The 12,117-nt window shown below is 57.9% G+C and carries 13 protein-coding genes; 12 read left to right on the top strand and 1 reads right to left on the bottom strand.

Going from position 1 to position 12,117, the window contains the following annotated elements; all coding sequences use genetic code 11:
- Window positions 1-212 precede the first annotated feature (212 nt).
- Together J7U39_RS02860 and J7U39_RS02855 are read left to right on the top strand one after the other, a co-directional pair.
- Entirely contained in the window at window positions 213-401 is a 189-nt protein-coding gene (locus J7U39_RS02860) for a hypothetical protein (protein ID WP_210630262.1), read from the top strand.
- A 116-nt stretch (window positions 402-517) separates the two neighbouring features.
- Window positions 518-1,387 (top strand): DUF6030 family protein, encoded by an 870-nt coding sequence (locus J7U39_RS02855; RefSeq protein WP_247241711.1) that lies wholly within the window; start codon window positions 518-520, stop codon window positions 1,385-1,387.
- 18 nt (window positions 1,388-1,405) lie between these two features.
- Here J7U39_RS02855 and J7U39_RS02850 read toward each other — a convergent pair whose 3' ends face one another.
- On the bottom strand, window positions 1,406-1,780 hold the full coding sequence (locus tag J7U39_RS02850) for a hypothetical protein (protein WP_210630258.1): 375 nt from the start codon (window positions 1,778-1,780) through the stop codon (window positions 1,406-1,408).
- A 202-nt stretch (window positions 1,781-1,982) separates the two neighbouring features.
- Between J7U39_RS02850 and J7U39_RS02845 the strand changes: the two genes are divergently transcribed.
- The 10 genes from J7U39_RS02845 to J7U39_RS02800 all read left to right on the top strand — a co-directional run bounded on the left by J7U39_RS02845 (window position 1,983) and on the right by J7U39_RS02800 (window position 12,094).
- Window positions 1,983-3,056: an endo-1,4-beta-xylanase gene (locus tag J7U39_RS02845; RefSeq protein ID WP_210630256.1), complete on the top strand. Its 1,074-nt coding sequence runs from the start codon at window positions 1,983-1,985 to the stop codon at window positions 3,054-3,056.
- A 31-nt stretch (window positions 3,057-3,087) separates the two neighbouring features.
- On the top strand, window positions 3,088-4,239 hold the full coding sequence (locus J7U39_RS02840) for a glycosyltransferase (protein ID WP_210630255.1): 1,152 nt from the start codon (window positions 3,088-3,090) through the stop codon (window positions 4,237-4,239).
- Complete coding sequence (locus J7U39_RS02835; protein ID WP_064804382.1) at window positions 4,239-4,745, top strand: acyltransferase; 507 nt, start codon at window positions 4,239-4,241, stop codon at window positions 4,743-4,745. The genes J7U39_RS02840 and J7U39_RS02835 overlap by 1 nt, the downstream gene beginning before the upstream one ends.
- Window positions 4,742-5,656 (top strand): exopolysaccharide glucosyl ketal-pyruvate-transferase, encoded by a 915-nt coding sequence (pssM, locus tag J7U39_RS02830; protein WP_210630253.1) that lies wholly within the window; start codon window positions 4,742-4,744, stop codon window positions 5,654-5,656. The genes J7U39_RS02835 and pssM overlap by 4 nt, the downstream gene beginning before the upstream one ends.
- A 130-nt stretch (window positions 5,657-5,786) precedes the next feature.
- Window positions 5,787-7,289: a lipopolysaccharide biosynthesis protein gene (locus J7U39_RS02825; protein WP_210631576.1), complete on the top strand. Its 1,503-nt coding sequence runs from the start codon at window positions 5,787-5,789 to the stop codon at window positions 7,287-7,289.
- A gap of 31 nt (window positions 7,290-7,320) precedes the next feature.
- On the top strand, window positions 7,321-8,352 hold the full coding sequence (locus J7U39_RS02820; protein ID WP_210630251.1) for a polysaccharide pyruvyl transferase family protein: 1,032 nt from the start codon (window positions 7,321-7,323) through the stop codon (window positions 8,350-8,352).
- 11 nt (window positions 8,353-8,363) lie between these two features.
- Window positions 8,364-9,185 (top strand): galactosyl transferase, encoded by an 822-nt coding sequence (locus J7U39_RS02815; RefSeq protein WP_210630249.1) that lies wholly within the window; start codon window positions 8,364-8,366, stop codon window positions 9,183-9,185.
- A gap of 81 nt (window positions 9,186-9,266) precedes the next feature.
- Entirely contained in the window at window positions 9,267-10,205 is a 939-nt protein-coding gene (locus tag J7U39_RS02810) for a glycosyltransferase family A protein (RefSeq protein WP_210630247.1), read from the top strand.
- A gap of 24 nt (window positions 10,206-10,229) precedes the next feature.
- Complete coding sequence (locus J7U39_RS02805) at window positions 10,230-11,114, top strand: glycosyltransferase family 2 protein (RefSeq protein ID WP_210630245.1); 885 nt, start codon at window positions 10,230-10,232, stop codon at window positions 11,112-11,114.
- On the top strand, window positions 11,111-12,094 hold the full coding sequence (locus J7U39_RS02800) for a glycosyltransferase family A protein (protein WP_210630243.1): 984 nt from the start codon (window positions 11,111-11,113) through the stop codon (window positions 12,092-12,094). The genes J7U39_RS02805 and J7U39_RS02800 overlap by 4 nt, the downstream gene beginning before the upstream one ends.
- Window positions 12,095-12,117: the final 23 nt, after the last annotated feature.

Genomic DNA, 12,117 nt, shown 5'->3' with positions numbered 1-12,117 from the left:
TCTGCTGTTGCGCGCAAACCCTATCGATTAATACGTCGAAAATTTGATCGATTTCACCTAAATTCGTCAGCATATAAATATATGTTCTGCAAAACCTGGAATTCGTTGGATAATTTTAAATGCTTTGCGCGAAAAAATTGCGGAAATTGAGCTAATTTACCCGATAAAGATAGGAAATATCCAAATATTACCGACCGTTAGTTGAAATAAACATGTCAATTCAACAATCTTTTCAAAAAACTCGAATTTATTTCAATCCAGTTCCGAGAATGCCCGTTTATGCGATCACAGAAGCGGCAAGATCAGCGGCTACCTCTCGCGGAATTGCCGAACGCTGTGGTGGAATTCTCGGCTGGAATGCTGTTGAAGCGCTTTCGGCGAACCTGTCGCGCTTTTCATGAGGGCGCGGATGAAAGAGCGCGCTCGGTTGCAGACACGAAGCCAAAGATATTTAACCGGATCATGTATACTCCAGACAGACCAACGAAACCCTTCTCGCGTGCCGGAGAAGACAAGCTTGCCCGATAATTCGTCGCCCGCATATGCGAAACAGCCGGCAGGAAAACCGCGGATTCCCGTGATCTTCTGGTTGTTGCTGACGATTTCCCTCTCGCTGGTCATCGGAACGGTGCTTCTGTCCAACGACATGAAACATTTAAAGGCGGTTGGGCATTATTTCGGCTTCGACCTTTCCCCCCCTGAGGTTAAGCCGTCACCGCCCAAAACCCTTCCCCGACCGGCGCCGCCGGCAGTCTACAAGCTTCCCCTGCATGCCACCGAAGCGCCCATGGCACAGACCGCGTCGGCCTTTCTGCGCACATGGCGCATATCCGGGCCTGCAATGTGCGCGGCGCTGCGCCAAGCTGGCGTTCAGACCAGCGAATGGGCGGCGGCCAGCTTCAACGCCGGCACGTTCGAGTGCTTTTACGAGCACAGCGCCAAGCGCGAAAAGGATCAGCTCGCGAATTCAATCTTCGTCATTGTTCGTGGCGATGCCGCCGGCACGATCAGCAGTATGCGCGTGAAGGTCGTCAATCCCGGAACGGATCAGAACGGCCAGCTCGATCCGGCTATCCTGCGCATTTTCGAAACCATGCTGCGTCAACCGCAATGGCTCGATTTTCATGAGACCCTGAATGCGATAAAAAACCTGAAGGATGTCAAGGAAGACGGCTTCGGAGCCAACATCGCCTTCACCCACGAAGTGCTCAATCCGGAGCGCTACAATTTTACCCTCTCGCTGGATGCAACGTCGGGCCCCCAAAGAAGGGCGAGGAATTACTTTTCCGGCAGAACATGGCTTCCTGCGCCGGAGCCCACAATTGCGGCCAACCGCATGCAGCCGCAACTTCCCCGTCAAGAGCCGCCGGCAGAAAATCGCAATTAGAGCCGCGTGCGGCGCACTTCAGACGATGCGACTTGCATCACCGTGATATCTGGACAGGATCCTGTAAAGCTCCATCAAGCTGACTGAACCTGGCCGTTCGGCCCCTTCACCGCCGGCCAGACGCCAGAGACGCTCCACATTGAGGTCCTGAGTAGCCTGCGCAAGTTCGTCGTTGAGCGAGCGGATGACGCGTGCCGATCGACGCAATCGCAACGAGGTTCTGACGAGCGCGCCGAACAGGAGGAGAATGATGCCGACTACCCCGAGAGCAAACGTCGCGAACTGCCGATCATCAAGAAGGGATACGCCGCTGCGAACAGGCGCCATAAAAAAAGCGGCATTTTGAAATGCCATACAAAAATAGCTCATCAGGTAATTAAACCAATCTTTCATAGCGAGCTTCCTCCCGCAGCGGTTTGATATCTTGGATCATGCAGAAGAATCTGGAAATTACCGTCGTTATCCACATCGCTGAAAAGACATCGAAAGTTGTACCGATATCCTAATTAAGATCGACGGCGATGGATCGCAGTCCGCAAGCTTGACCCGTTGATTCCGCCGCAGACGTTAAACACAGCCAACAGTGAGAGAAAGAGTGAATAGAAGACGTTTCCTCGCCTCCATTCCGCTCGCCCTGTTATATGCGCGCGAGGGTCAGGCTTTGGCGCAGGTGCCGCCGTCCGCGGGGCTGCGCGCCCTTGCCGACAGAAAATCGTTTCGATTCGGTTCGGCGATCGATCCGGAGGATGTCGGCAATCCGATTGCGTCTCAGATATACATCGACAACGTCAATTCGATAACGCCGCGAAATGCGCTGAAGTGGAATGCAACGGAAAGGCGGCCAGGCGTCTTTTCCTTCGGGCCCGCCGATCAAATCGTTGCGTTTGCACGCAAAAACAACATGAGGGTTTATGGACACACGCTCGTCTGGTATCGCACGCCCGACTGGGTGTCCGCCATCACCGACGCTGAGACCATTCGGGAGGCGATGAACCGTCATATAAAACAGGTTGTCGCTCGCTATAAGCGGTCGATCGATGCGTGGGATGTGGTGAACGAACCTTTGGAATATGATGCGCCGGATCTGCGGGACTGTATTTTCCGACGCCTTCTTGGCGACGACTATATCCGCATGAGCTTCGACATGGCACACGAGGCCAATCCCGACGCGGTGCTGGTTCTCAACGAGACGCACCTGGAGAAAAAATCCGGCGTGTTCGAACAGAAGCGTGCACGCATCCTGAAGATTGTCGAGGATCTCGTCGCCAGAAAGACGCCGATCGGCGCCGTCGGGCTGCAATCGCATTTCCGCCCCGGTCTTGATCGGATTGATCCGGAGGGAATGGGCCGATTCTGTGCAACGCTGAAGGATATGGGTGTTGGGGTCTTTATCACCGAACTCGATGCGTCCTGCCACTTCCTCAGCCGGGAGACGAGCTCCACGCCGGTCTCCTATGCTGAGATTTTCGGTGACGTGATCACCATCGCAGCCGAGCGTGGTGACTTGAAAGGCGCCACCGTTTGGGGCATGTCGGAGAAATATGGCGGGCTTGACGAGAAGGACACCAAACCCGGCGCGACATGCACGAAGCGCGTTAATCTTTACGACGAAAACAACGATCCGAGAAGTTCGATTGACGGCATCAAGCGGGCAATAGAGGCAATGTGATCGCCAAGACAGTGGAGACGCGAACAGATTCATGAGAAAAGCCGTTATTTACGTGGAAAAATTTCTGCCTGCCAGCCAGGCATTTGTTCTCAACCAGGCAGTGGCGTTTCGCTCCTTCGAAGCTGAAATTCTTGCCGGTTCGCGAATCTCTTCCGCCCATACGAAAAAATCCACTGTCCCGGTTCATGACATCCGCCGGTCTCCGGTCGCGCGGGCCGGTGAGCTGCTTCTGAAAATCCCGCAGATCGGGCTGCCCTTCCTGTTTCCCGCGATCAGCCAAGCCGATCTTGTCCATGCCCATTTCGGCAAGAACGGCTATGTCATCGGTCCCCTGGCGCGGGCCGCCGGCAAGCCACTGGTCACGACATTTCACGGCTTCGACGCCACCTATCGCGGCGATCCGAAAAAGCCGGGCGGCTTCAATCAGGTGCGTTTCTTCGCCAAGGGCCGGAGCGAGATGGCAGGCTGGAACAGCTGGAACATAGCCGTTTCCGATTTCATCCGAGAGCGGCTGCTGGCGCTCGGCTTCCGCGCCGACCGCGTCTTTCGCCATCACATCGGCATTGATCTCGATCTCTTCAAAATGGAGCCGCGCCCCCGAAAAAAGGGATTGGTGGTTTCCATCGCCCGTTTCGTCGACTATAAGGGCCACCGCTTCATGATCGACGCGCTTTCACGCGTGGCGGCCGCCGGTACCCCGGTTGAATTCGTCATGGTCGGACAGGGACCATTGAAGGAGGAAATCGAGGCCTTGGCGCGCCGTTCCTTGCCAAGCGTCACGATCCATGAAAATCTGTCTCAGACTGAGATAAGGGATCTGCTCGCCAGTGCGGAACTCTATCTTCATGGCAGCGTGACGCTCGACAATGGTCATGCGGAAGCCTTCGGCCTCGCCAATCTGGAAGCCGAAGCCGTCGGTACTCCGGTCGTCGCATTCCGCTCGGGGGGCGTGGGCGAAGCGATCGAAGAGGGGAAAACTGGTTATCTCGTGGAGGAGCGGGATGTCGCGGGCATGGCGGAAGCGGTCGGAAGGCTGCTCAACGATCAGGCCCTGTGGACAGCCTTCAGCGCGCGAGCACCGCTTCTGGTGGCCGAGCGCTTCGACATATGTCGTCAAACGGGGATGCTAGAGGACTACTACAGTTCCGTTCTAGACGAATTTTCCAGCCGGGGTCGGACTTGATGGTGCAGACAGGAAAGAAGCCGAAATGGGGACTGAACGTATTTCGGCCGCTGCGGAACGGGATCGTTAAGGCCAAGTGGCTCTATTACACGAAATTCTGGGGTATGGACATCGATCCGACTGCCAGCTTTTCACTCAGCGTGCGCTTCGACAAGACCAATCCGAAGGGACTGCACATCGGCGCCGAAACCTACGTCGCCTTTGAAGCCGCCATCCTGACCCACGACCTCACGCGCGGGCTTTACCTTCACACGAGGATCGGCAAACGCTGCTTCATCGGCGCCCGCAGCATCATCCTGCCCGGCGTCGAGATCGGCGACGAATGTGTCATCGGCTCCGGCTCGGTGGTGACCAAGAGCGTGCCGCCGCGCTCGCTCGTGGCCGGCAACCCGGCCAAGATAATCCGCAGCGACATCAAGATCATTTCGCGTTACGGACGCATGGCCCGCGAGGACGAAACGGTCACGCAGATCGTGACGCACTTGCCGACTGGAGAAGCACGATGAAGATGTTTGCCTATCGCGGGAAACACGAGAATTTCGGCGACGAACTGAACCATTGGCTCTGGGAACGTCTGCTGCCCGGCTTCTTCAATGACGATGAGAGCCGACTCTTTCTCGGCATCGGTTCGATCCTCTACGACAATTTCGACCCGGACCTACAGAAGATCGTCTTCGGCTCGGGCTATGGCGGCTACACCAACGCGCCGAAGGTCGACGGCACCTGGACCTTCTACTTCGTGCGCGGAAAGAAGACTGCCGAGGCCCTCGGCATCGATCCGAGCTACGCCATCGGCGATTCGGGCATCCTCACGCGCAGTTGCTGGGATGCAAAGAGCGTTGAGAAGCGCTACCCCGTCTCCTTTATGCCGCACTACGAAAGCGCCATGTACGGCAGCTGGGACAAGGTCTGTGAGCTCGCCGGCATCCATTACATCGATCCCCGCTGGTCGGTGGAAAAGGTTCTGACCGAAATCAGCGCATCGCATAAGGTCGTCTCCGAGGCGATGCATGGCTGCATCATATCGGATGCGCTGCGCGTTCCGTGGCGGGCGATCCGGCCGATCGCACCAAGCAATCGCGCCAAGTGGTATGATTGGGCGAGTGCGCTCGATCTGGAGATCGACTTCGATCCCATCGGCCCTTCCAACCTCGTCGAGGCAGGCGCATCTTTGGTGCGGAAGAACACATATCTGTTGAAGAACATCACGTTCCGTCACCGCCGCATCCGGCAGCTGACCGGCAACTATGTGTTCGGCTCGACCGTCAAGACGCTGCAGCGGGTGGCTGAGAAGCCCGGACAGCTCAGCTCCGACGAGGCTATCGGAAGAGCGCACGAGAAAATGCTGGTCGAGCTGGATCGGCTGAAGCAGGATTTTTCCAACGGCCAGCGCCCTTTGATGTCGCAGACCCCGTGACGAGGCAATAAGGCATGATGCTTTCTAATTCCGCCAATATTCACCGCTCCCGCAAGGGCAAGAAGTACTCCGGATGGACCCGCAGCCCGCTGAAATGGTCAACGTCATCGACCTCAGGAGCCGTTCGCCCATGAGCAGTGTTACCGACCGGCTGATTCAGGGCAGCATGTGGCTGAGTTTGTCCCGCGCCATCGTCAACGGGCTCTCGGCGCTCAGCACCTTCGTGCTCGCCTGGTATCTGGTGCCGGCTGATTTCGGTCTCGTCGCCATTGCAACGACGATCCAGGTCATTCTGAGTTCGGTCACCGAACTCTCGCTCAATCAGGCGCTTATCCGCCACGAGTCGCCCAGCGAAACGCACTTCAGCGCGGTCTGGACCCTGAGCGTGACGAGAAGCGCGATATTGGCGCTGCTGTTTGCCGCCGCATCCTATCCGATCGCCGAGTTTTACAACGAGCCGCGGCTGACGAGCGTCATGCTCGCCTTGAGTTTCAGCCTGCTCTTGAGCGGTCTTGCCAATCCGCGCCGTGTCATGCTCCAGCGCGATCTGATCTTCTGGCAGGAATTCGTCCTCAACGTCTCGCAAAAGCTGGTCGGCTTCATCGTGACGGTGGCGATTGCGGCCATCTATCAGAGTTACTGGGCTCTCGTGATCGGCACCCTCGCCTATCAGGTGACCAATATCATCGTTTCCTATACCGTCCTGCCGTTCTGGCCGCGCATCACCTTTCGGCATGCACGCGAATTGTTTTCGTTCTCGGTGTGGCTCACGGCCGGACAGATCGTCAACACGCTGAACTGGCGGATCGAATATCTGCTGATCGGAAAGCTGCTCGGCGCCACGCAGCTCGGCCACTACACGGTCGGCAACACCCTTTCGACGCTGCCGACGCGCGAGGCCACGGCGCCGTTGAACCAGACGATCTACCCAGGCTTCTCCAAGGTCCGCAACGATCCGGTCCGGCTGGTCGCAGCCTATCAGCGCGCCCAGGCGCTGCTGGCCGCCGTGGCGCTTCCGGCGGGCATCGGCATGGCCGTGGTGGCCGAGCCAATGATGCGGCTTGCCTTGGGAGAGAAGTGGATTCCCGCCATCTTCATCGTCCAGGCGCTCGCATCGGTGTTTGCCCTGCAGACACTCGGCTCGCTCGTCCAGCCGCTCGGCATGGCGAAGGGCCATACGAAGATGCTGTTCATCCGCGACACGCAGATGCTGGTGGTCCGCATTCCCATCATCATCGCCGGCCTCATGATGGCCGGGCTTCCGGGCGTCGTTTATGCCCGCGTGTTGACTGGCGTGATTTCCACCGTGGTCAACATGCTTCTCGTCAAGCGCTTGATCAATCTGCCGTTCTTGCAGCAGCTCGCAGCCAATTTCCGCGCGCTTGCCAGCGTCGCCTTGATGGCCGCCGGCGTCTGGGGATTGTCGCACATTCTGAGCATGCCTACAGACAAGCTGCACTTGGCGCTCTATCTCGCATTGCTCGTCATCACGGGCGGCATCATCTACGCCGGGTCGAGCTTTGTTCTCTGGGTTGCGATGAAAAGGCCCAACGGCCCGGAAACTGAAGTTCAGCGTATCGCTGTCAAGTTCCTGTCAAAAGCAAAACGTATTGCCGTACCCAAATCGGCCTGAAGTTAAAACGAACATCAACAAGAGAGGCAGAATGACCAGCCAATCCAGATCGGAGCTGATCGCAAAACTCAACGGCATGATCCATGATTGCCTGAAGGACTATGTCTCGCGCGATGAACCGCTTGCGATTCTCGACTTTCCCGACATCCGCAATTGCGGCGACTCGGCGATCTGGCTGGGAGAGATGGCCTATCTCAGGGATCGCTTCGGAAAGCGCCCGGACTATGTCTCCAGGCTTCACGACTTCTCCGCCGACGAGCTGAAACGGCGTGTGCCGACCGGCCCGATCTTCATTCACGGCGGCGGCAATTTCGGCGATATCTGGGTCGCCCACCAGGACTTCCGTGAAATGATCATGGAACGCTTCCCGGATCGGCAGATCATCCAGTTCCCGCAGTCGATCCACTACAGCTCGCCCGAGCGCATCGAGCAGTCCAAAAAGGCCATCGGACGCCACAAGAATTTCGTACTGCTGGTGCGCGACGAAGAATCGAAGGAGTTTTCCGAGAAGCACTTCGACTGCACCGTGCGGCTGTGCCCGGACATGGCCTTTGCCATCGGCCCGCTGCCGGAAAGGGCGACGCAGATTCCCGTCCTCGCCATGTTGCGCGAGGATGCGGAACGCGTCGGCGGCGGTGATCGCAAGATTCCTTCCGATATTCCTGTGGAAGACTGGATTACAGAATCGAAGCGGAAGGTGGACATCGCCAAGAAGTTGGGCGTAGCCTCGGCTTATCTCGCATTGAAGCCGAGCGAAGTTGCCTTGCGCAGGCTGGACGCTGCGGCTCATAACCGCTTCGAGCGTGGCATCAGTCAGATTTCGCGCGCCCGCGCGATCGTGACCGATCGCTTGCACGTCCATATCTGCTCGCTGCTGCTCGGCCGTCCGCATGCGGTGCTGGACAACAGCTATGGAAAGATCCGCCGCTTCATGAATGCTTTCTCCGGCGGTACCGACCTTTCCTACAAAGCGACATCGCTCGAAGACGGAATCGAGTGGGCGCGTCAGCAGGCTGCCAACGGACGCGTCGCGGAGAAAGAAGCTGTGGGCCTGCGGGCTTAAGGGGGAATTCGATGCCACTTGTCACCTTCATCATCCCGGTCCGACATCAGGACAACGCGCGCGATTGGAGCAAGCTGAAGGCAAATCTCAGCCAGACCGTGGCCTCCATTTCCAATCAGACCAATGGAGATTGGCGCGGCATCATCGTAGCCAACGAAGGCGCCGACCTGCCTGATCTGCCGGAAAAATTTTCCGCCGTTCGTGTGACGTTTCCGCCGAACGACATGCACGAACTCGGAAAGGGCAGCAAGGAAGACTTCCTCGATGCCTTCCGCGCCGACAAAGGCCGGCGCGTTCTGAGCGGCATGCTGGCCGCGGCCGACAGCCGCTTTTTCATGATTGTCGATGACGACGATTTCGTCAGCTCCCGGATCGTGCAATATGTATCGGAAAACCGGGATGCCAACGGATGGACGATCGACAACGGTTACATTTGGGACGACGGCGGCAATTTTCTGCTCGGCCATGACGACTTCAGCCATCTCTGCGGCACCTCGCTGATCATTCGCGCCGATCTATATGAACTGCCGCAGCGGTTTGAAGACGCCTCTCTCGACTGGATCAAGTCGATGCTGGGCAGCCACGTCCGCATTGCGGACATTCTTGCCCAGCGCGGAGCGCCCTTGACCAAACTGCCTTTCCGGGGAGCAGTCTACCGGGTCGCCCATGGCGGATCGCACAGCCGCGCGCCGAGCCTGATGCGGCAGTATTTTCTCAATCGTGGCGTACTTCTGAAGCCGCGACGGTTGTTGCGCAATTTTCGCAAGCTGAGGGTTCTCGGCGGCGGTTATCGGCGCGAATTCTTCGGCGGGACGCGGTCGAATCCCGCATAGCAAAACGATCCGTCCAATAGGCATAGGTAGTCAAATCATGAGGCTTTTCTCTTTCGACTTCACCAAGAGGGTTGGTAACTGATGTCGGATCTTTTCGCCAGCGTGCTCTTTTCATCCTATAATGGCGCCAGCCGCCGGCTGCGCCATACTCTGGATTCATTGGTGAGCCAGGAGCTTCCCCATGATCGATGGGAATTGATCGCTGTCGACAATAATAGCAAGGACGATACGTTCGACCTTCTGAAATCGTATAGCGAGAAGCTTCCGATCACCATCCTGCAGCAGCGCAAGCCGGGAAAATCCAGCGCGCTGAATCTGGCCTTGGATCGGGTGAAGGGGGATCTCGTTGTCCTTACCGACGACGACATCCGCGCCGAACCAAATTGGCTGAAAGCGATCGTCGACTGTGCCGCAGCCCATCCGAGCTATGGCGTCTTCGGCGGCAGAATCGTTCCAGATTGGGAGGAGGAGCCGAAGGACCGCTTTATCGACTGGATTCCCATGGGATCGACGTTCGCGATCGTCGATGAAACGCAAAGCGGACCGTGCGATCCGACAAAGGTTTGGGGCCCGAACACAATCGTTCGGCGAGAGCTGCTGGGGACAAGCGTACGCTATCGAGAAGATATCGGCCCTCTTCCGGGAAAGATGTTCGCAATGGGTGAAGACGCTGAAATCATCATCCGCCTGGCCGCGGGCGGAGCCAAATCCTATCGTTGCGCCGAAGCCGTGGTTCACCACTGGATCCCGGCATCGAGCGTGACCGAGGATTGGGTGCAGAAACGCGGCGAGCGGCTTGGCTACGGCATGCCGGCACTCTTTCCTGATGAGGTGCCGGAGGGCGTGAGGATAAGCGGCGTTCCATTGCCGACCTGGATCGAAAGCGCACAGTGGGCTTTCCGTGCTGCCCTCCTCTATCTCCTGCCGCGGTCAAAGAAGCGTTTCTGGGCGATTTGGAAATATTACTACATGCGTGGCTATCGTGCCGGCATTCGCCGGTACGCGCCGCTGGGGCGGTAATCGATTGGCCCAGGAGGCGGTAATTTGAAACTTTCGGTGCTGATCAACAATTTCAATTATGGGCAGTTCCTGCGCCCATGCATCGACAGCGTCCTGTCGCAGACCTGTCCCGACTACGAGGTGATTGTCGTCGACGATGGCTCCACGGATGATTCCAGGGAGATCCTCGCTTCCTACGGCGAGCAGATCCGATCCGTATTGAAGGAAAACGGCGGGCAGGCCTCAAGCTTCAATGCGGGTTTTGCGGCCGCGAGTGGCGGCATCCTCTTTCTCCTTGATGCCGATGATGCGTTTCTGCCTGGCAAACTCGCGCGCATCGCCGAGATCTATGACCGCAACGAGATCGACTGGTGCTTCGACCGTGTGACAACCAACGAAGGCGACCTACCTCCCGCGCAGTTGCAGGTGACGCTGTTCGACAAACGGGACACACTGCGCAGGGGCGGCTTTCCCTCGCTTCCGGTGCCGACCTCCGGCTTGAGCTTCCGACGCGATCTTCTGTCCCAGATCCTGCCAATGTCGGTCGCGAAAGATGTCGTGCTCAGCGACAATTACATCAAGTTTGCAGCCGCCTATCTCGGTCGCGGAGCCATTGTCGAAACGCCGCTGACCTTTCAGCGCATTCACGCCTCGAACCGCTATACGGGCACGAACAGGGCAAAAACACTGCGCCCACGGATCATGATCGCCACAGGATTGGAGCTGGCGCGCCGCTATGATGGGCTGCATGCGCTCGGCAAGAGCCTGGTGGCGGGAGGCATTGCCGAAACGACATCGCTCTTGAAACTGAGGAGCGAAGCCCGCAACACGGTGGCCGGCGGTCCGTTCGGCGATGATGCCGTCAACGAAGTGGCCTTGATGGCAGCGCGCAAGCGTTTGGGCAATATGTTGCGGAGAGGACAGTCATGAACCAGCAGGACACCTTTCCGCATTCATCCGCCGGAACTGATCCGTCAGGGGCGCCGCCGTTGAACATCGCCGTCGGCGTGCTGACTTATCGGCGGCTGGACGGAATTGCCAAGCTGCTCAATGTGATGACACGCCAGACCAGGCACCCGGCTCGCCCCTATCATCTCACGATGGTGATCGTCGACAACGATGCCGCCGGCAGTGCAAGAGCCACGGTCGAGGCCTTTGGCCAAACGGGCGCCTACGATCTAATCTATGTCGTCGAACCGAACCAGGGCATTCCCTTTGCGCGCAATCGCGCGCTCGATTCGGCCCCAGCCGGCACCGACCTCTTCTGCTTTCTCGACGATGACGAATGGCCGGTCGACGGCTGGCTCGATGCGATGCTGGAGACCCGGGAGAATAATCGCGCCGATTGCGTCTACGGTCCGGTCCAGCCGGTCTATCCCGAGAATCCGCCGGAATATTTCATCAAGGCAAGGGTTTTCGAGCGCAAGAAGAACAAGGACGGTCAGCGCATTTCCTATGCGGCTTCGAACAATGTCATGTTCGATTATCGCCTCATCCGCTCATGGAATCTACGCTTCGAAGAGAAAATGCGCTTCACCGGGGGCACTGACTATCTCTTCTTCAATCAGGCAATTCGCCGTGGCATGCAGGTTTTCTGGGCTGACAAGGCGCTCGTCTATGATATTGTTCCCGCCAGCCGCATGACTTGGAAATGGGTGTTGCAGCGACAATACCGGCTCGGCAACACTTTCGCCGTCAGCGAAGTCCTGCACGGCAACCTCAAGCGCCGGCTCTATCGCGCGGCCTATGGCGCCACGAGAGTGATGCTTGGGCTGGTCATGCTGCCGGCGATCCTGGTTTCACCCTATTGGGGCATGCGGGCACTCACCCATGTGCTACGCGGTGCCGGCATGGTGAACGGGATTCTCGGACACGCATACCAGGAATACAGGCCCAATGCCGCCTTCTGATACTGTTTGCAGGAGTACCCTCG

It is taken from the genome of Rhizobium sp. NLR16a (genome assembly GCF_017948245.1).
Classification (GTDB): Bacteria; Pseudomonadota; Alphaproteobacteria; order Rhizobiales; family Rhizobiaceae; genus Rhizobium.
This window is presented reverse-complemented; position numbering and strand designations above follow the sequence as displayed.

Excerpts from the sequence above, each read along its gene's own strand:
- J7U39_RS02850 (WP_210630258.1), bottom strand. The coding sequence starts at position 1,780 with ATGAAAGATTGGTTTAATTACCTGATGAGCTATTTTTGTATGGCATTT.
- J7U39_RS02860 (WP_210630262.1), top strand. The coding sequence starts at position 213 with ATGTCAATTCAACAATCTTTTCAAAAAACTCGAATTTATTTCAATCCA.
- J7U39_RS02825 (WP_210631576.1), top strand. The coding sequence starts at position 5,787 with ATGAGCAGTGTTACCGACCGGCTGATTCAGGGCAGCATGTGGCTGAGT.
- J7U39_RS02810 (WP_210630247.1), top strand. The coding sequence starts at position 9,267 with ATGTCGGATCTTTTCGCCAGCGTGCTCTTTTCATCCTATAATGGCGCC.
- pssM (WP_210630253.1), top strand. The coding sequence starts at position 4,742 with ATGAAGATGTTTGCCTATCGCGGGAAACACGAGAATTTCGGCGACGAA.
- J7U39_RS02800 (WP_210630243.1), top strand. The coding sequence starts at position 11,111 with ATGAACCAGCAGGACACCTTTCCGCATTCATCCGCCGGAACTGATCCG.
- J7U39_RS02815 (WP_210630249.1), top strand. The coding sequence starts at position 8,364 with ATGCCACTTGTCACCTTCATCATCCCGGTCCGACATCAGGACAACGCG.
- J7U39_RS02840 (WP_210630255.1), top strand. The coding sequence starts at position 3,088 with ATGAGAAAAGCCGTTATTTACGTGGAAAAATTTCTGCCTGCCAGCCAG.
- J7U39_RS02820 (WP_210630251.1), top strand. The coding sequence starts at position 7,321 with ATGACCAGCCAATCCAGATCGGAGCTGATCGCAAAACTCAACGGCATG.
- J7U39_RS02835 (WP_064804382.1), top strand. The coding sequence starts at position 4,239 with ATGGTGCAGACAGGAAAGAAGCCGAAATGGGGACTGAACGTATTTCGG.